The following is an 18581-nucleotide window of genomic DNA, read 5'->3' on the forward strand; positions in this document are numbered from 1 at the left end:
AACCCGCCGATGACCTTCGATCGATCGACCAAGCTGTTCGTCGTCCTCGGCGGCTTCTTCGTCTGCAATGCGCTGATCGCCGAGCTGCTCGGGGTGAAGATCTTCGCCCTGGAGCCGACCCTGGGGATCGCGCCACTCGACTGGCAGCTGTTCGGTCAGAGTGGTTCGCTCAACTTCACCGCCGGGGTGTTGCTGTGGCCGGTGGTGTTCGTGATGACCGACATCATCAACGAGTACTTCGGGCGGCGCGGAGTGCGGCTGCTCTCCTATCTCACCGTCGGGCTGATCCTCTACGCCTTCGTCTTCGCCTATCTGGCGATCCAGCTGGTTCCGGCCGAGTGGTGGGTGGGGATCCAGTCCGAGCGTGGAGTGCCGGACATGCAGGCGGCCTTCGCGGTGATCTTCGGTCAGGGGATGTGGATCATCGCCGGCTCGGTGATTGCCTTCCTGATCGGTCAGTTGATCGATGTGATGGTGTTCCACCGCATCCGTCGTGCCACCGGGCCGCGCTGGGTGTGGGCGCGGGCCACCGGCTCGACCCTGGTCTCGCAGCTCATCGACAGCTTCGTGGTGCTCTACATCGCCTTCGTGCTGGGGCCGCAGCGCTGGTCACTGGAGCTGTTCCTGGCAGTGGGCACAGTCAACTATCTCTACAAGTTCGTGGTCGCGGTGGCGCTCACCCCGGTGATCTATCTGGCGCGTGCGCTGATCGAGCGCTATCTCGGCGCGGCCCGCGCCGAGACCCTGCGCGCGCGCGCCGCCGGAATCGAGAACTGATGTGCACAACGTACCGGCCATGCCCCGTTCGTCGCCCGGCTCGGCTATGGTGACTGGTGAGGCCCGGCTTTCCGGGGTGGGCAGGACGGCGCGATAGTCGTCCGGATCGAACAGGTCGAGGACGGAGGACGAGATGATCTCAGGTATCAACCAAGGGCTGCAGGGCATCCGTGTCGGCACCGAGGGCGTGCGCCGGAACGCCGCCGAGATCGCCAGCGCAGAGACCCTCAATGGTCAGGGCTCGACCCGCGAGCTGACCGAGCCGTTGGTCGAGCAGACCCAGAACCTGCGCCAGGTCGAGGCCTCGAGCAAGGTGGTCGCGGCCGGCGACGAGATGATCGGCAGCCTGATCGACGTGATGGCCTGACCTCAGCCGCCGAATTGCCCCTCGGGCGTCCCGCGCCCCGCCATGTCGGACGATTGTTGTCCACGTCCGTCGCAACCGCCCCCGCAGACCTCCGCATAGAACCCCAGCATCCGCTCGGCCAGCGCCGGCGCCGACCAAGACTGCGCGTGTGCCTCGGCGCCGCGCGCCAGACGCGTGCGCAACTCGGTGTCGCTGAGGACCCGTACCGCCTGGTCGGCGAAGACCTGTTCGTCCTCCGGGACGATCAGCGCGCCCTTGTCGTCGGCTCCGGCGAGCACCTCAGCCGTCCCCATCACTGCGGTCGAGACCACGGGGACGCCGAGCGCCATCGCCTCGAGCAGTACTAGCCCCTGGGTCTCGGTACGCGAGGCGAAGACGAAGGCCTCACCGGCGCGATAGCAGTCCTCGAGGCTGCCATCGCGGTCGAGATAGCCGGTGAACAGGGTGTTGTCGGCCAGCCCCAGGTCGCGTGCCTGGGCCTCGAGTTCGGCACGCGCCGGACCCTCGCCGACCACCACCAGCAACACCTCGGGGATGCGCGTCTTGATCCGTGCCAGCACGCGCAGCACGAAGTCGATGTTCTTCTCGAAGGCCAGACGGCTGACATGTACCAGCACCGGGCGGTCGGCTGCGATGCCGTGACGTGCGCGAAAACGCGCGCCATCGCCGCGACTGAACTGGTCAAGCTCGATCCCGGTGGGGATCACCCGCGCCGGGGTGTGCACGCCATAGCGCTCGAGCACCTCGAGCATCGCTCGCGAGGGCACGGCGATGGCGTCGACATCGTTGCACTGGGCGGCGGAGAAGCGCCGCGCGGCCCAGCGCATCCATGCCGAGGGTAGCCAGGGCACATAGTGATGCAGATATTGCTCGAAAAAGGTGTGGTAACTCTCGATCACCGGTACGTCGAGTCGCTGCGCCAACCCGAGCCCGAGATAGTGGGCGAGGAAGGGGGTCTGGATGTGTACCAGGTCGAACTCGGCAGCGGCCAGGTAGTCGTGATGACGCCGCAGCCTGCGGGGGCGCAGGATCCGATCCTCGGGATCGATCGGCAGATAGCGCGAAGGGATGCGCAGGATCTCGAAGGGCTCGTCGTCACTGCCCGATCCGGCGTATTCGGGGGCGATCAGGGTGACGCTGTGTCCCTGATCGATGAACTCGCGCGCAAAGGTCTGGATCGAGGTCGAGACACCGGTGACGCGGGGAAAATAGACATCCGAGATCATCAAGACGCGCATGGCGATTCCGCTGGGCAGCCGACAAACCGCGCAATCATAGCCTCAGGAGATCGCCAGTCGCCAGCGGGATCGAACCGCCAGGGCATGAGCGAGCGATATCAGCCGTCAGCCGTCAGCCGCCAGCCGTCAGCCGCCAGCCGTCAGCCGCCAGCCGCCAGCCGCCAGCCGCCAGCCGCCAGGAAATTTGAACCGCAAAGCCGCGAAGGACGCGAAGGGATTCAAGCTGCCAGCGATCAGTGGCCAGCCGCCAGTGGGGGGACGCCCTCGACGATAGCGCCACGCGCCATTCACTGTCGGCCACCGGTTGGCGTGCGTTTCCGACCAACACTCGAAGACAGACAGCCACTGGCAGCTGGAGGCTGATCGCTGGAAGCTCTTCCCTCCTTCGCGTCCTTTGCGGCTTTGCGGTTCAATCTCCTGGCCGCTGGCCTTCACCTGGCGGGCTCCTTTGCGCTTCAATCCAGGCCTTGCCCGGCGCGTACGGCCTCGGGTGTTGGTCCACTTTCACAAGGAAACCGAATCCATGCACGATCGATCCCGTACCGGCGCCTCGGGCGCCATTGTCTTGATGCTGGTCCTGACGCTGGGGTCCGCGGCGGCCTGGGGGCGGGCACCCTCGGCGGCGCTCTGGGGCTATGGGGTCAAGCCCTGTGGCGAGTTCCTGATGGTGGCGCCCGGGGCGGAGGCGCCGCCGGCACTGGCCGATTCGGAGTATCTGCACTATCGCGAGTGGCTCGCCGGGCTGATCTCGGGGTTGAACCTCGCCACCGGTGGTGATGTGTTGCGTGGCGCCGAGTTGGATGCAGCGCTGGCGCGAGTACAGGCCTATTGCGAGGACGACCCCAGACAGGACTTCTTCAACGCCGCATTGCGTCTGTTGCGCGCTCTTCAAAAGGGTCAGCAGTCTGACAGCTGAGTTCGGTCGTCACGAAATGGTCATATCGCGTTCATGGAACGTGCATCGCCGCCGACCACAATACGGCGCTGCCATTCAACGCCCACTGGGAGCTTTCCATGAACAAGACGCTCGTTGCCGCGGCCGTCACCCTTGCCGCGGCCTCCCTGTCGTCACAGGCCATGGCCCGCGACTCCATCTATATCGTCGGGTCCTCGACCGTGTTCCCCTTCTCGACCGCTGTCGCCGAGACCTTCGGTCGCAATACCGACTTTGCCACCCCCAAGGTCGAGTCGACCGGTTCCGGGGGCGGGCTGAAGCTGTTCTGCGCCGGTGTCGGCGTCGATCACCCCGACATCACCAACGCCTCGCGGCGGATGAAGGCCTCTGAGTTCGAGCGCTGCCAGGAGGCTGGCGTCGAGGACATCACCGAGGTCAAGATCGGCTACGACGGTATCGCCCTGGCTAACTCCCGCGAGGCCGATCAGTTCAACCTGTCGCTGCGCGACATCTGGCTGGCCCTGGCCAAGGACGTGCCCAACGAGGCCGGCGAGCTGATCCCCAACCCCTACCAGACCTGGAACGAGGTCAACCCGGATCTGCCCGAGGTTGCCATCGAGGTGCTGGGTCCGCCCCCGACCTCCGGGACCCGTGACGCCTTCGTCGAGTTGGCGATGGAGGGCGGCTGCAAGACCTACGACTTCATCAAGGCGATGAAGAAAGAGGACAAGTCCAAGTACAAGGCGGTCTGTCACGGCATCCGTGAGGACGGCGCCTATGTCGAGGCCGGCGAGAACGACAACCTGATCGTGCAGAAGCTGGTGGCCAACCCCGATGCGCTTGGCATCTTCGGCTTCAGCTTCCTCGACCAGAACGCCGACCAGGTGCAGGGCTCCAAGGTCGACGGCGTCGAGCCGACCTTCGAGAGCATCGCCGATGGCGACTACCCGGTCTCGCGTTCGCTCTTTTTCTACGTCAAGAACGCGCACGTCGGCACCATCCCCGGCATCGAGGAGTTCGTCGCCGAGTTCACCGGCGAGCAGGCCTGGGGCCCCGAGGGCTATCTGGTCGACAAGGGCCTGATTCCGCTGCCCGACGCCATGCGCGCCGAGGTTGCCAGCGCCGCTCAGTCGTTCGCGCCGATGTCCCGGCCCTGAGTCGAGTCCTGAGCATCGCGACCAGGGATGGTCGCCCATCCTGGATCGGCGTCCCGCGGGGCGCTGATCGTCGTTCGTCTAGCCTGCCGGGAACCCAATGCAAGACTGGATCCTTCTCCTCGTGCTGCTCGCGGTCATGACCGCGGCCTATCATCTCGGACGTCGCCGCGCGGTCACCGGCGCCGGTGGTCCGTCGCAGGTCCACCGCCTGCATTCGCTGCCCGCCTACTACGGTCTCTATGCCGCGCTTTGGGCGGGGCTGCCGGCGCTGTTGCTGCTGGCGCTGTGGATCGGTCTGCAGGACCAGCTGGTGCTGATGCTGCTGCAGGCGCAGCTGCCCCAGGAGATGACCGCCGGGCTCTCCGAGGGACGGCTCGGGCTGCTGGTCAACGACATCAGGAACCTCGCCTCGGGTGCGATGCTCTCGACCGAGATCACCCCGGAGTTGCAGGCCGCCGCCGATCAGTACGCCCGACTCGACCAGCTGGGACAGTGGTCGATGTGGACCGCGGTGCTGGCCCTGGCGCTGACCGGCGGTTGGGTCGCCTGGGGGCGCACGCATCCACGGCTCAAGGCGCGCAATCAGGTCGAGACCATGGTGATGGCGATCATGGTGATCTTCTCCTCGATCGCCATCCTCACCACCCTGGGGATCGTGCTCTCGGTGCTGTTCGAGTCGCTGCGCTTCTTCTCCATGGTCTCGCCGTTGGAGTTCTTCCTCGGCACCCTGTGGAGCCCGCAGACGGCGCTGCGTGCTGATCAGGTCGGCGCCAGTGGGGCCTTCGGCGCGGTGCCGCTGTTCACCGGGACGCTGATGGTCTCGGCGATCGCCATGCTGGTCGCCGTCCCCATCGGTCTGCTCTCGGCGATCTATCTCTCCGAATACGCGCCCCGGCGTCTGCGCGCCGTGGCCAAGCCGGTGCTGGAGGTGCTGGCCGGTATCCCCACGGTAGTCTACGGCTTCTTCGCCGCGCTCACCGTCGCCCCCTTCATCCGCGAACTGGGCCAGTCGCTCGGCCTCGATGTCGCCTCCGAGAGCGCGCTCGCCGCTGGGCTGGTGATGGGGGTGATGATCATCCCCTTCGTCTCCTCGCTCTCCGAGGACGTGATCAACGCGGTGCCGCAGTCGCTGCGTGACGGCTCCTATGCGCTCGGCGCGACCGAGTCCGAGACCATCAAACGGGTGATCATCCCGGCGGCGCTGCCGGGCATCGTCGGCGGCGTCCTGCTCGCCGTCTCGCGCGCCATCGGCGAGACCATGATCGTGGTGATGGCCGCGGGGCTGGCAGCCAACCTCACTGCCAATCCGCTCGACAGCGTCACCACGGTCACGGTGCAGATCGTCACCCTGCTCACCGGCGACCAGGAGTTCGACAGCGCCAAGACGCTCGCCGCCTTTGCCCTCGGCCTGACGCTGTTCGCCGTGACCCTGGTGCTCAACGTCGTCGCCCTCCACATCGTGCGCAAATACCGTGAGCAATATGACTGATCAGACCCCGGCGAGCGCGCCGAACAAGCGCACCATCGATGCCGTCAACGCCAGCCTCAAGCGTCGCCGCGCCAAGGAACGCCGCTTCCGTCGTCTCGGCGCTGCGGCGGTGGCCCTGGGCCTGCTGTTCGTGGCGCTGCTGTTCACCGACATCATCGCCAAGGGCCATACCGCCTTCCAGCAGACCTATATCAAGCTGCCGATCGCGCTCGAGCGCGCGCAGATCGACCCCGAGGGCAGCGGTTCGGCCGAGGTCATCGCCCGCGCCAACTATCTCGGCATCATCCGCGCGGCGCTGCGCGAGCACTTCCCCGAGGTCACGGCCCGGCGCGACAAGCGCACGCTCTATCAGATGGTGAGCGTCGGTGCGCCGCAACTGCTGCGCGACCAGGTGCTCGCCGACCCGGCGCTGATCGGTACCACCGCCGAGGTCTGGCTGCTCGCCGACGACGACATCGACATGGTGGTCAAGGGCTATATCGATCGCGATCTGCCCGAATCCGAGCGTCGGGTCAAGGATCATGTCCTCGGCTGGATCGAGCGACTGGAGTCCGAGGGACGCATCGCCAAGCGCTTCAACACCATCTTCTTCACCAATGGCACCTCGCGCGAGCCCGAACTCGCCGGCATCGCCGGGGCGCTCGCCGGGTCCTTCTACACCCTGGCGCTGACCCTGCTGCTGTCCTTCCCGATCGGCGTGGGCGCGGCCATCTATCTCGAGGAGTTCGCGCCGAAGAACCGCTGGACCGATCTGATCGAGGTCAACATCAACAACCTCGCGGCGGTGCCCTCGATCGTCTTCGGCCTGCTCGGGTTGGCGGTGTTCATCGGCATCTTCGGGGTGCCGCGCTCGACTCCCCTGGTGGCGGCGCTGGTGCTGACCCTGATGACCCTGCCGACGATCATCATCTCCAGCCGCGCGGCGCTGAAGTCGGTGCCGCCCTCGATCCGCGAGGCCGCGCTCGGCGTCGGTGCCTCGCCGCTGCAGACCCAGTTCCACCATGTGTTGCCGCTGGCGCTGCCGGGCATGCTCACCGGCGCCATCATCGGCATGGCGCAGGCGCTCGGCGAGACCGCGCCGCTGCTGATGATCGGCATGATCGCCTTCATTGTCGACGTGCCCGCCGGGTTCACCGATCCGGCGACCGTGCTGCCGGTGCAGATCTTCCTCTGGGCCGACAGCCCGGAGCGTGGCTTCGTCGAGCGCACCTCGGCCGCGATCATGGTGCTGCTCGCCTTCCTGATCCTGATGAACCTCGCCGCGGTGTTGCTGCGTCGCCGGTTCGAGCGGCGCTGGTGAGCCGGCGCCCTGTCCTGAGTTTTCCCCGAGGCTAGACCCGCTATGATTACCACGGTAGAAGAGATCCAACGGAGCACCACCGCAATGCGCTCTGGCGAGCTGGCGCGTTCGCAAGAATCGCGCGAGACCGTTGGCGATTACAGCGTGCCCGACGCGCGCATGCGCTGTCGCGACGTCGAGGTGTGGTACGGGGACAAGCGTGCCATCCACGGCGTCAGCCTCGACCTGGGACGCAACGAGGTGCTCTCGATGATCGGTCCCTCGGGGTGCGGCAAGTCGACCTTCCTGCGCTGTCTCAACCGCATGAACGACACCATCGACGGCTGTCGAGTCAGCGGTTCGATCCAGCTCGACGGCGAGGAGATCTACGATCGCGCGCTCGACCCGGTGCCGTTGCGCGCCCGCGTCGGCATGGTCTTCCAGAAGCCCAACCCTTTTCCCAAGTCGATCTACGAGAACGTCGCCTACGGGCCGCGCATCCACGGCCTGACCAACGACAAGACCGAACTCGACGCGCTGGTCGAGACCAGCCTGCGCAAGGCCGGGCTGTGGGACGAGGTCAAGGACCGGCTCGATGCCCCCGGCACCGGGCTCTCCGGCGGTCAGCAGCAGCGTCTGTGCATCGCCCGCACCATCGCCGTCTCCCCCGAGGTGATCCTGATGGACGAGCCCTGCTCGGCGCTCGATCCCATCGCCACGGCGATCATCGAAGAGCTGATCGACGAGCTGCGCGCCAACTACTCGATCGCCATCGTCACCCACTCGATGCAGCAGGCCGCGCGCGTCTCGCAGCGTACCGCCTACTTCCACCTCGGCGACCTGATCGAGGTCGGCGAGACCAATCAGATCTTCACCAATCCCCAGCACCGGCTGACCGAGGACTACATCACCGGCCGCTTCGGCTGATCCGGCTAGGGCAGGGAGCACCCATCTCGTCGCCCCGGCGTCCACATGGGCGCCGGAGTCGATCTCGTCCGCCCGCACCATCATGAGGCCCCAGATGACAGAGCCGACCATCCAGGTCCCCGCGGACCCCGCCCGCGGTCATACCGTCAGTCGCTACGACCAGGAGCTGGCCAAGCTGCGCGGCATCATCCTCGAGATGGGCGAGCACGTGGTCGAGCAGATCCAGGCGGCGGTCTCGGCACTGGTCTCGCGCGAGGAGAGTCAGGCCTTCCGGGTGCTCGATCGTGAACCGCAGATCGATTTCCTCGCACTCGATGCCGACGAGGAGGTGTTCCGGGTGATCGCGCGGCGTCAGCCGACGGCGATCGACCTGCGTATCGTGCTGGCGCTCTCGAAGATCGCCGGGGATGTGGAGCGCGCCGGCGACAAGGCCGCGCGCATCGCCCGTCAGACGATCGAACTTGATGCCCTCGGACGTGGCGAGGAGTTGCTCAGCGCCAGGCTGCGCGAGGCGCTGGGGGCACTCGACGCCTGCGCCTGCGGTATGTTCGAGCACAGTATCAATGGGGTCGCTCGCTTTGATGTGCGCGTGGCGCTCGATGTCTTCGAGCGCGAGCCGACGCTCTACGAGGCCTCGCACGCCGTGCGCGCGCTGCTCGGCGACGAGGGGCAGGAGGGGTTGAGCGCGCGCCAGACCGTCTGCGTGCTCACCTGCGCTCATGCGCTCGAGCGTATCGGCAACCATGCCGCCAACGTCGCCGAGCAGGTGATCTATGTCGCCGAGGGTCAGGACGTGCGCTTTCGCAATCGCGAGATCCTGATCGAGACCCTGCGCCATCGGATGCTGTAGCACGCCGCCTGATTGTGCCGGATCAGGCGATGGTGGTTTTGCTCAGTGGCACCATTGTTTTTGCCGGCTGCCACCCAGACAATGGTCTGCGGGCCGGGACGCGCCGGCGGTGTCGGCGCGCCGTCCGACCACTGCACTCACTGCGAAACAGGGGAGCATGCATTCATGTCGAGTGAAGGCTATCACGAGCCCATCGAAGAGCTGACCGACGAGACCCGCGACATGCACCGGGCCATCGTCTCGCTGATGGAAGAACTGGAGGCGGTCGACTGGTACAACCAGCGTGTCGACGCCTGCAAGGACGACGAGCTGCGGGCGATCCTCGCCCACAATCGCGACGAGGAGAAGGAGCACGCGGCCATGGTGCTGGAGTGGATCCGTCGCCGTGATCCGACCTTCGACAAGGAACTCAAGGACTATCTGTTCACCGAGAAGCAGATCGCCCACCACTGACCCGGTCCCGGCCACTGGTCGGGAGCATCGAGCCGGCGAGGCGCCTTGGTGCCGACTGGTTCAACGAAGACGCCCCTGGCGATCACGCCAGGGGCGTTTTCATATTCCCCCTTGCGCTGGCATAGGGCGTGTTCCGAACCCATCCCCACCGACATGAAGAGGTCGCGAACGAAGGCGGGCCGAGTCTGTGCTCGTCCATTGCCGGTGGCGCCAGCAACGCCGTCAGCGCGCCATCCGTGCGCTCATCCTCCATTGACGGCTGACGGCTGACGGCTGACGGCTGACGGCTGACGGCTGACGGCTGACGGCTGCGCGCTACTTCTCGCGCGGATAGGGCCAGGCGAGGACGCCGCCCTCGAGTACCTTGACGTTGGTCCAGCCGTTGGCCTTGAGCGCCGCAGCGGCCTCGTAGCCACGCATCGAGACCTTGCAATAGAGAATGATCTCTTGCGACTTGTCCGCGGGCAGCTCGTCGAGCCGCGAGCGCAGTGCGCCGACCGGGATCAGGTGCTCGCCGATGCCGAGACGTTCCTCCTCGTACTCCTGCGGGGTGCGGGTGTCGATGATGAAGCACTCGGCGCCGCTGTCGATACGCTCCTTGAGTTCGACGGCCGAGAGCCCCCGCATGAGCCCCTTGAGCTTGTTCTCGAGCACGTGTGCCGAGACGATCACGTGATCGAGCGCGAGCGAGTAGGGCGGGGCGTAGGGCAGATCGGCATTGGCCAGCTCCTCGATGCCGAGACCGCCGCGAATGGCCATCGCCACGGTCGCCACCCGCTTGCTGGCATCTCCCGGGCCGATGCACTGGAAGCCGATGATGCGGCCAGTGGCACGCTCGGCCACCATCTGGCTGATCAGCACCTTGCCGCCCATGTAGCCGGGGATGTCGAGCCCGGAGATGGTCACCGTCTCGATGTCGCTGATACCGCTGGCGCGGGCCTGCTCGGCGTTGAGGCCGGTGAAGCCGATGGTGTAGTCGAACACCTTGCAGATGCCGGTGTGGGTGATGCCGGGGAAGCTGGCGCTGTCGGGCTCGATCAGGTTCTGGCCGATCACCCGACCCTGAAGGTTGGCTAGGTCGCCGTAGGGCGCGCGCACCGCCTCGCCGGTGATCAGCGAGCGGCACTCGACGCAGTCGCCGGCGGCGTAGACGGCGGGATCGGAGGTCTGCATCCGCGCGTTGACCTTGATGCCGCCGAGTGCGCCGATCTCCAGCCCGGCGGCCTCGGCCAGGGCGACGTTGGGGCGCACCCCGACGGCGACCACCGCCAGCTCGCAGGGCAGCTCGGTGCCGTTGTCGAGCTTGACCCCGGCGAGCTTGCCGTCCTCGCCGAGGAAGGCGGCCACGCCGTTGCCGGTGATGATGTCGGCACCCTGACGGCGCACCTCGTTCTCGACCAGGTGGGCGAGCTGGCGATCGAGGAAGGGCAGGATCGAGTCGGTCTTCTCGATCACCGTGGTCTGGATGCCAGCCAGATGCAATGCCTCGCAGACCTCGAAGCCGATCAGCCCGCCACCGACGATCACCGCCTTGCGCACCTTGCCGGCGTCGCGGATGGCGCGCAGCGCGTCGGCGTCACCGAGTGACTGCAGGGTGTGGATGCCGTCGAGTTCGGTGCCCGGCACCGGGGGGCGCAGCGGAGTGGCGCCGGTGGCGATCACCAGCCGGTCGTAGGAGAGGGTGCGGGTCTCGCCGCTCGGCAGATGGGTGCAGGTGACGGTCTTGGCGGCGCGGTCGATGTGCGTCGCCTCGGTCTCGACCAGCGCCTCGATCGCCTTGGCCTTCTGGAAGAAGTTGGGATCGCGGACGATGCCCGCCGGGGTGCAGATGAGCTGATTGCGGTCGTCGAAGACACCGCCGACGTAATAGGGGAAGCCACAGGAGGCCATCGACAGGTCGGCCTCCTTCTGGATCAGGGTGATGGCGGCGTGCTCGTCGAGACGGCGGGCCTTGGCGGCGGCCTTGGGGCCGGCGGCCGAGCCGCCGATGACCACGATCTTGAGCGGTTGCGAGGACATTGTCGGATCCTTCAGGAAGGTGAGGTGGTGGAACGCGTTCGCGTCGGTGCGCGAGAGGCGGGGGAGTGTGCCCGCCGCCCACCGGGATCGACGTGACGAATCGCAATCGGTTCCCGGTGACCCGGCGGGCGGCTGACTCAGGTCATCAGATTCTTGTCCCTGAGTCGCCACTGGAAGTGGCTCAACAGTCGTGAGCGCACCTTTTTCTCCTTGTGCTTGGCGGCGGCAGCGAGCCGTTTCTCGGCGACCCCGGCGAGGATCTCCTGAGCCCCCTTGGTATGGTCGTCTGGCGGGATGCGCTGGGTGTAGTTGCCATTGGCGTCCATGTCCCAGGCGGTGCGCGAGTCGGCGAGCTGGACGTCGAGGATCAACCGCAGCTCCTGGCGCAGCTCGGGGTCGTCGACCGGGGCGTGGACCTCCACCCGGCTGTCGAGGTTGCGGCGCATCATGTCGGCCGAGCCGATGAAGTACTCCTCGTCGCCATCGTTGTGGAAGTAGATGATGCGTGCGTGCTCGAGGAAGCGCCCGACGATCGACACCACGCGTGCGCGCGCGCTGACCCCGGGGAGTCCGGGGCGGAAGCGGCAGGTGTCGCGGATGATCAGGTCGACCTGCACCCCGGCGCGACTGGCCTTGTAGAGCGCGCGGGTGATCTCGGCGTCCTCCAGCGCGTTCATCTTCATCTGGATCAAGCCGTTGCCGGCGTGCTGGTGGTGGCGGATCTCGCGGTTGATCTTGTCGACGAGCGCGCGCTTGAGGGTATAGGGCGCGGCGAGGATCTTGCGGTAGCTCGGCGGTGGCGAGTAGCCGGTGAGGTAGTTGAACAGCTCGGTGAGGTCCTGGCCGATCTCCTCGTCACAGCCGAGCATGCCGAGATCGGTGTAGAGCTTGGCGGTGCCGGGGTGATAGTTGCCGGTGCCGACGTGGTAGTAGCGGCGCAGCTGGGAGTAGTCGCGACGGACGACGAAGATCAGCTTGCTGTGGGTCTTGAGTCCCATGACGCCATAGTTGACATGGATGCCCTCACCCTCGAGCCGGCGCGCCCACTGGATGTTGGCCGCCTCGTCGAAGCGCGCCTTGAGTTCGACCAGCACCGCCACCTGCTTGCCGTTGCGCGCGGCCTTGATCAGCGAGTCGAGGATGGCCCCGGCGGAGGTGCGATAGAGGGTCATCTTGATCGCCAGCACCTTGGGATCCTCGGCGGCGGTGCGCAGGAAACGCTCGACCGAGGTGCTGAAGGGCTGATAGGGGTGCTGGAGCAGGATCGGTCCGTTCTCGCGGATGATGTGGAAGATGTTGCGCCGGTCGTTGGCGAGCAGCGGATGGTCGACCGGGCGGTGCGGGCGGTCGTGGAGTTCGGGACGGTCGAGCGCGGCGATCTCGAAGAGATCGCGCAGCGCCATCATGCCTTCGATCTCGAAGACATCGGCGACCTCGTCGAGCCCCAGTTCGGCAGCGAGCATGCCGCGCTGGATCGGCTGCATGCCGGGATCGATCTCGAGTCGGACGATGGGGGCGAAGTGACGCTCGCGCAGCTCGGTCTCGATCATCTCCAGCAGATCGTTGGCCGCCTCGGCGTCGGGCTCGACGATGGCGTTGCGGGTGATCCGGAACAGCGCGCAGGAGTCGATCTCCATGCCCGGGAAGAGCATGTCGAGATTGTTGACGATGAGGTCTTCGAGGGTGACGAAGGTGGTGCTGGCGTCGATCGCGATCAGTCGCTTGGAGACGTCCTTGTTCACCGGCACCTTGACCCGCGCCATGTAGACCTCGCCGCCGCCGGGGAAGCGCAGGGTCACCAGCAGGTTGAGGGTGAGGTTGGAGATGAACGGGAAGGGGTGCGCCGGGTCCACCGCCAGCGGCGTGAGCATCGGGAAGATGTTGGCGCGGAAGTGCTCGCGCAGTCGCTTGCGGGTGTCCTCGGCGAGGGCGGCGTAGCGGACGATGCGGATGTCGTGCGCGGCCAGCTCCGCCATCAGCGTGTCGTGGATGCGCTTGAGGTCGCTGTGGAAGGCACGCACTGCCGCCTGGCACTCGCGCAACTGCTCGCTCGGCGTGCGGCCGTCGACGCTCTGCGCGTGCACGCCGGCGGCGATCTGCTGCTTGAGCCCGCCGATGCGCTTCATGAAAAATTCGTCGAGATTGTTGCTGGCGATCGCCAGGAACTTGATGCGTTCGAGCAGCGGGGTACGCGGGTCCTCGGCCTCGTGCAGCACCCTGTGGTTGAACGACAACCAGGTGAACTCGCGGTTGAGGTACAGGGCGGGATCGTCGAGATCGACCTCTTCGTGGATCGCCGGTGGTGGCTCGCCGATCGTCTCGATCGGGATCTCGGCCTCGACGGCCTGCGGATCTGCGCTGGTGCTCATTGCGTGTTCCCTGGCGATGCGACGTGAATCATGGAATCCAATCCTCCATTTTATCCCGAAAGCCCATGACCGTTGGGTTACAGCCCCGTGCGCCGACATTCGGGTATACAATCGCGCCATGCAGCACAGCGATCCCGACGACCTCTTCGACCGCGCAGAGATGCCGGTCGCTCCCTTCGAATTCAATGCCGACGTCGCCCGTGTCTTCCCCGACATGGTGCGTCGCTCGGTGCCCGGCTATGCCGATCTGGTCGCGCTCTGCGGGCTGGTGGCGCGGCGCGTGGCGCGACCCGGCACCCGTTGCTACGACCTCGGCTGTTCGCTCGGCGCAGTCAGTCTGGCGATGCTCGCCCGCACCCCGCCCGGGGTCGAGATCGTCGCCGTCGACAATGCCCAAGCGATGGTCGACGGACTCGCGCGCCGGCTCGCCGAGGTGCCCGGGGGCGAGCGGGTCAGGGTGTGCTGTGCCGACGTGCGCGAGGTCGAGATCGTCGACGCCTCGGTGGTGGCGCTCAACCTCACCCTGCAGTTCCTGCCACCGGAGGCGCGGGCCGGGCTGCTCGCGCACATCCGGGCCGGGATGGTTCCGGGCGGGGTGCTGGTGCTGGCCGAGAAGGTGCGTTTCGACGATGCCGCCGAGGCGGCCTTCGTGACCGCGTTGCACGAGGATCTCAAGCGCGCCAACGGTTACAGCGAGCTGGCGATCGCCGGCAAGCGCGCCGCGCTCGAGCGGGTGCTGGTGCCGGAGCGCGCCGAGGTCCACGAGCAGCGCTTGCGCAAGGTCGGCTTCGTGCGCGTCACCCGACTCTATCAACATCTCAACTTCGTCGCCTGGGCCGCATGGACCTGACCGCCTTCGCTCCCTTTCTCGATCATCTCGCCGAGACCCCGCTGGCACCCTGGCGCACTGCGTTGGCCGAGCGGGTCGCGCAGCGTCTTGGACGCAGCGCCCACGGCGATCTGCCACGCTGGGAGGCGGCGCTGGCGCAACTCCCCGAGCTGCCGCCGGGCGAGGTGCTGCTGGACGCCGCCCGCGTCGGGCTCGATGGCGCGACCCTCACGCCCGAGCAGCGCGCTGCACTGCGCGAGGCGCTGATGGTCCTTCACCCGTGGCGCAAGGGACCCTACAGCCTGCACGGTCTGCACATCGACACCGAGTGGCGCTCGGACTGGAAGTGGGATCGGTTGGTCGATGCCATTTCGCCGCTCGAGGATCGGCTGGTGCTCGACGTCGGTTGCGGCAACGGCTATCACGGCTGGCGGATGCTCGGTGCCGGCGCCCGGCTGGTGCTGGGGATCGATCCGACCCAGCTGTTCGTGATGCAGTTCCAGGCGATCAACCGCTATCTTGGCAGCGAGCGGCTGAGCGTGCTGCCGCTCGGCATCGAGCATCTGCCCGCGCACCTGACCGGTTTCGACACCCTGTTCTCGATGGGGGTGCTCTACCATCGTCGCTCGCCAATCGATCATCTGGTCGATCTGCGCCGGCTGCTGCGTCCGGGGGGCGAGCTGGTGCTCGAGACCCTGGTGCTCGAAGGGGAGGGGCAGCAGGTGCTGGTGCCGCCGGGGCGCTATGCGGCGATGCGCAACGTCTGGTTCATCCCCACCGTGGCCGCGCTGCGGGTGTGGGTGGCGCGCTGTGGTTTCGACCACATCCGGGTCGCCGACGTCAGTCCGACCACGATCGAGGAGCAGCGCGCCACCGACTGGATGCACTTCCAGTCGCTCCCGGACCAACTCGACCCTGACGACCCGACCCTGACCCGGGAGGGCCACCCGGCGCCGGTGCGCGCGGTGCTGGTGGCGCGTCGCGCCGGGTGATGACGCGGCCCTCGGTTCGGCGGGGCCGTCGGCGCTTGATGGAGGGTGAAGATGTCGATCCCCGAGGTGGTGACCGCTCAGTGGCGTCATGATTTTGCTCCTCACGGTGTCCCGATCCCGGTGCTGCCGGACGGGTGTCGCGACCTGATCTGCGTCCAGGTGCGGGGTCTTGCGCCGCGCTGGATGGTGACGCCGCTGTTCGATCATGCGCACCTGCCGCGTCTGGCGTGTGCCGAGACGCGGATGATCGGCTATCGACTGCATCCCGATGTCCGGCTCGATCAGGGCGCCCTGCTCGGTGCGGTGGCCGGGCGCGACCCCGACGACCGCGTGGCGGTGGAGGCGGCGCTCGCGGCGCATGCGTGCCGCGATCCCGCGCTCGCCGAGGCGCTCGCCTGTCTCGCCGATGCGCCGCGCCCGCTCGTCCAGAGCGCGCGGCAGTGCGGCCTGAGCCTGCGCAGCTTGCAGCGGCTCGTCGGCGAGCGCAGTGGCCGCCCGCCGGTCTTCTGGCATCAGCTCGCGCGCATCCGCCGTGCCGGACGGATGCTCGGCGGCGAGCGGTCGCTGGCCGAGGTGGCGTTGTGCGCCGGGTTCGCCGACCAGGCGCATCTGAGCCGGGCGTGCCGTCGCTGGTTCGGGCTCTCGCCGGCACGGCTCGCGCGTGCCCCCGAGCTGCGTTGGCAACTCGGACAGCCGGGCTACGACGGCATGGGGACCGGCGAGCAGAGTTCGACCAGATAGCCGTCGGGGGTCCGGACATAGGCCGTCGTCTGCCCCCAGGACTCCTCTCGCGGCTCCTGGACCACCACGGCCCCGGCGGTGCACGCGCGCTCCAGGGCCGTGGCGACGTCGGTGGTCTCGATGGCGATCTCGAACACCGGCGCGTTCGGATCCGCAATGCCCGCCACCTTGCCGAGCTGGCGCATCAGTGCCCGCGAGGAGAAGGCGAGCCGGGTCCCACCGGTGTCGAGTTCGCCATAGTCGCCGCTCTCGTCGACGAAGCCGGAGTCGAACCCGAAGGCGTTGTGGAAGAAGGCGAGGCTGCGGGCGACGTCCTCGACATAGAGGATGGTGTATGCGAAGCGCATGGTGGCGATCTCCCTGGTGACGATGGAGCGGTCAGTGGATCATCGTGTGGGGTGTCCAGGCTTGAACGAATGCGCCAAGGTTCCTGTCGACACTTGGTGCGAGTCCTTAGGTGTGTTCCCGATCGAGGTGGTGTCGATGAGCCGTTTCCCCGAACAACTCAGGCGCAAGGAACAGGGCGAGGAGGACAGCTATTTCGCGCGGCGCGATCGCGAGCTGGTCCAGGCACTCGCCGCCGCACCCCGGGTGGTCTCCGGCGGCCAGAGCGGGGTCGATCGCGCCGCGCTCGATGCCGCGCTGGCGTTGAGGCTGAGCTGTGGTGGCTGGTGTCCGCGCGGGCGCCGCGCCGAGGACGGCGTGATCGCCGCGCGCTATCCGCTGCGCGAGACCCCGAGCGCGGACTATCCCGAGCGCACCGCCTGGAACGTGCGCGACAGCGACGCGACCCTGATCCTCTGTCGCGGCGCGCCGCGCGGCGGCACCGCGCTGACGCTGCGGCTGGCGCGCGAGCAGGGCCGGGCGGTGCTGGTGTGTGACCTGGAGGGCGAGCCGGCAATTGCGCCGGTGCTCGACTGGCTGGTGGACGAGGGGGTGCGGGTGCTCAACTGCGCCGGGCCGCGCGAGTCCGGTGCGCCTGGCATCGAGTGCGCGGCCCGGGCCTGGTTCGCGGACCTGTTCGCCGCCTGGCGCATAGCCCTCGAGCGTGACGCCGGGCGTTGAGGTCGGGCAATCAGTCGAACACGCCCGCGGGCAGTTGCATGGTGATGCAGTGCAGGCTGCCGCCCTGGCGGATCAGCGGGCGGGCGTCGATCGGGATCACCTCGCGGTCGGGGAAGCACTCGCCGAGCACGGCCAGCGCCTCGGCGTCGGCCGGGTCGTCGTAGACCGGGACCAGCACCGCGCCGTTGACCACCAGGAAGTTGGCATAGCCGGCGGGCAGCCGCTCGTCGTCCTCGTCGTAGACCGGGCGCGGGCTCGGCAGCGGTACCAGCCGGTAGGGGCGGCCCTCGGGGTCGCGCAGTGCCTGGAGTTCGCGTTCCATGGCGGCCAGTTCGGGGTGGTCGATGTCCTCGGGGTCGTTGCTGCGGGCGTAGCAGAGGGTGTCGGGGGCGCAGAAGCGCACCAGGGTGTCGATGTGGCCGTCGGTGTCGTCGCCGCTGATCGCGCCGTGCTCGAGCCAGAGGAAGTGACGGATGCCGAGCCGGATCGCCAGCGCCTGCTCGATGTCGGCGCGCTGGTGATCGGGGTTGCGGTGGGGGTCGAGCAGGGTGCGGCTGACGGCGAGCAGGGTACCCCGGCCGTCGGTCTCGAGCGCGCCGCCCTCGACCACCAGCTCGCACTTCTCCAGCTCGCAGTCGCCGAAGGTGCCCTGGTCGGCGACCGCGCGGGTGATGCGGTTGTCGAGTCCGGCGGGGTACTTGCCGCCCCAGCCGTTGAAGCGGAAGTCGAGCAACAAGGGGCGACCGCGACCGGTGATCACGGTGATCGGGCCGTGATCGCGCGCCCAGGTGTCATTGCTCGGCGCGGTGGCCAGGCGCAGCCGCTCGGTCTCGGCGCCGGCCTGCTCGCAGCGGGTGCGCACGGCGGTGGCGTGGTCCGGGTCGCGACAGACGATCAGCACCGGCTCAAAGGCACTGATCCGTGCCGCCAGCTCCGCATAGAGCGTCTCGACTGCTGCGAGTTGATCCACCCAGTCGGTCTCGTCATGAGGCCAGGTGAGCATGACCCCGCTCTGGGGTTCCCATTCGGCAGGCAGTCGGCGCATGATCGGTGTCTCGGCTGTTCAAGCGATGCCAGGTCGCGCATGTCGGGCGACGGGCGACGGGCGAGAGGGCCGCCGCGGCGCGTGACCGG

At 67.6% G+C, this 18581-nt stretch carries 18 protein-coding genes; 13 read left to right on the top strand and 5 right to left on the bottom strand.

The annotated features are described in order from the left end of the window. The first annotated feature begins 9 nt into the window (after nucleotides 1–9). Complete coding sequence (locus MARPU_RS03905; RefSeq protein ID WP_005224368.1) at nucleotides 10–777, top strand: queuosine precursor transporter; 768 nt, start codon at nucleotides 10–12, stop codon at nucleotides 775–777. Nucleotides 778–910: 133 nt separating this feature from the next. Beyond that, a complete protein-coding gene (locus MARPU_RS03910) occupies nucleotides 911–1144 on the top strand; it encodes a hypothetical protein (protein ID WP_005224369.1) in 234 nt (77 codons plus the stop codon). 2 nt (nucleotides 1145–1146) lie between these two features. Here MARPU_RS03910 and MARPU_RS03915 read toward each other — a convergent pair whose 3' ends face one another. Continuing rightward, the gene (locus tag MARPU_RS03915; RefSeq protein ID WP_005224370.1) at nucleotides 1147–2382 is read right to left on the bottom strand and encodes a glycosyltransferase; all 1236 of its coding nucleotides are present in this window, start codon (nucleotides 2380–2382) and stop codon (nucleotides 1147–1149) included. A 523-nt stretch (nucleotides 2383–2905) separates the two neighbouring features. Here MARPU_RS03915 and MARPU_RS03920 point away from each other — a divergent pair. From MARPU_RS03920 to MARPU_RS03950, 7 genes are all read left to right on the top strand, one after another. Then, nucleotides 2906–3298, top strand: coding sequence for a hypothetical protein (locus tag MARPU_RS03920; RefSeq protein WP_005224371.1), 393 nt, complete (start codon nucleotides 2906–2908; stop codon nucleotides 3296–3298). Between the two features lie 98 nt (nucleotides 3299–3396). Beyond that, nucleotides 3397–4434 carry a PstS family phosphate ABC transporter substrate-binding protein gene (locus MARPU_RS03925; RefSeq protein WP_005224372.1) on the top strand — a complete coding sequence of 346 codons (1038 nt, stop codon included), beginning with the start codon at nucleotides 3397–3399 and terminating at the stop codon, nucleotides 4432–4434. Nucleotides 4435–4531: 97 nt separating this feature from the next. After that, nucleotides 4532–5923, top strand: coding sequence for a phosphate ABC transporter permease subunit PstC (gene pstC, locus MARPU_RS03930; protein WP_005224373.1), 1392 nt, complete (start codon nucleotides 4532–4534; stop codon nucleotides 5921–5923). Continuing rightward, nucleotides 5916–7223 (top strand): phosphate ABC transporter permease PstA, encoded by a 1308-nt coding sequence (gene pstA / locus MARPU_RS03935; RefSeq protein ID WP_005224374.1) that lies wholly within the window; start codon nucleotides 5916–5918, stop codon nucleotides 7221–7223. The genes pstC and pstA overlap by 8 nt, the downstream gene beginning before the upstream one ends. 42 nt (nucleotides 7224–7265) lie before the next feature. Continuing rightward, on the top strand, nucleotides 7266–8129 hold the full coding sequence (pstB, locus tag MARPU_RS03940; protein WP_025275093.1) for a phosphate ABC transporter ATP-binding protein PstB: 864 nt from the start codon (nucleotides 7266–7268) through the stop codon (nucleotides 8127–8129). 94 nt (nucleotides 8130–8223) lie between these two features. Further along, nucleotides 8224–8979, top strand: a complete 756-nt coding sequence (gene phoU, locus MARPU_RS03945; protein ID WP_005224376.1) for a phosphate signaling complex protein PhoU — start codon at nucleotides 8224–8226, stop codon at nucleotides 8977–8979. Nucleotides 8980–9144: 165 nt separating this feature from the next. Then, complete coding sequence (locus MARPU_RS03950; protein WP_005224377.1) at nucleotides 9145–9432, top strand: encapsulin-associated ferritin-like protein; 288 nt, start codon at nucleotides 9145–9147, stop codon at nucleotides 9430–9432. Between the two features lie 315 nt (nucleotides 9433–9747). On the opposite strand, the gene MARPU_RS03955 is transcribed toward MARPU_RS03950, so the two are convergent. Further along, nucleotides 9748–11451 carry an FAD-dependent oxidoreductase gene (locus MARPU_RS03955; RefSeq protein WP_005224378.1) on the bottom strand — a complete coding sequence of 568 codons (1704 nt, stop codon included), beginning with the start codon at nucleotides 11449–11451 and terminating at the stop codon, nucleotides 9748–9750. Between the two features lie 137 nt (nucleotides 11452–11588). After that, nucleotides 11589–13820: a polyphosphate kinase 1 gene (ppk1, locus tag MARPU_RS03960; RefSeq protein WP_005224379.1), complete on the bottom strand. Its 2232-nt coding sequence runs from the start codon at nucleotides 13818–13820 to the stop codon at nucleotides 11589–11591. Between the two features lie 118 nt (nucleotides 13821–13938). Here ppk1 and cmoA point away from each other — a divergent pair, with 118 nt between their 5' ends. The 3 genes from cmoA to MARPU_RS03975 are packed head-to-tail and all read left to right on the top strand — an operon-like array spanning nucleotide 13939 to nucleotide 16382. Further along, on the top strand, nucleotides 13939–14670 hold the full coding sequence (gene cmoA, locus MARPU_RS03965; protein WP_005224380.1) for a carboxy-S-adenosyl-L-methionine synthase CmoA: 732 nt from the start codon (nucleotides 13939–13941) through the stop codon (nucleotides 14668–14670). Beyond that, complete coding sequence (gene cmoB / locus MARPU_RS03970; RefSeq protein ID WP_005224381.1) at nucleotides 14661–15641, top strand: tRNA 5-methoxyuridine(34)/uridine 5-oxyacetic acid(34) synthase CmoB; 981 nt, start codon at nucleotides 14661–14663, stop codon at nucleotides 15639–15641. Before cmoA ends, cmoB begins: the two co-directional genes overlap by 10 nt. Nucleotides 15642–15692: 51 nt before the next feature. Further along, nucleotides 15693–16382, top strand: coding sequence for a helix-turn-helix domain-containing protein (locus MARPU_RS03975; protein ID WP_005224382.1), 690 nt, complete (start codon nucleotides 15693–15695; stop codon nucleotides 16380–16382). Here the strand turns inward: MARPU_RS03975 and MARPU_RS03980 are convergent. Continuing rightward, nucleotides 16340–16729 carry a VOC family protein gene (locus MARPU_RS03980; protein ID WP_005224383.1) on the bottom strand — a complete coding sequence of 130 codons (390 nt, stop codon included), beginning with the start codon at nucleotides 16727–16729 and terminating at the stop codon, nucleotides 16340–16342. The two genes, MARPU_RS03975 and MARPU_RS03980, sit on opposite strands and share 43 nt — an antisense overlap. A 136-nt stretch (nucleotides 16730–16865) precedes the next feature. Here MARPU_RS03980 and MARPU_RS03985 point away from each other — a divergent pair, with 136 nt between their 5' ends. Then, nucleotides 16866–17447 carry a putative molybdenum carrier protein gene (locus MARPU_RS03985; protein ID WP_005224384.1) on the top strand — a complete coding sequence of 194 codons (582 nt, stop codon included), beginning with the start codon at nucleotides 16866–16868 and terminating at the stop codon, nucleotides 17445–17447. A gap of 10 nt (nucleotides 17448–17457) precedes the next feature. Here the strand turns inward: MARPU_RS03985 and MARPU_RS03990 are convergent, their stop codons facing one another. After that, the gene (locus tag MARPU_RS03990) at nucleotides 17458–18492 is read right to left on the bottom strand and encodes an agmatine deiminase family protein (protein ID WP_005224385.1); all 1035 of its coding nucleotides are present in this window, start codon (nucleotides 18490–18492) and stop codon (nucleotides 17458–17460) included. Nucleotides 18493–18581: the final 89 nt, after the last annotated feature.

It is taken from the genome of Marichromatium purpuratum 984, from assembly GCF_000224005.2.
Lineage (GTDB): Bacteria > Pseudomonadota > Gammaproteobacteria > Chromatiales > Chromatiaceae > Marichromatium > Marichromatium purpuratum.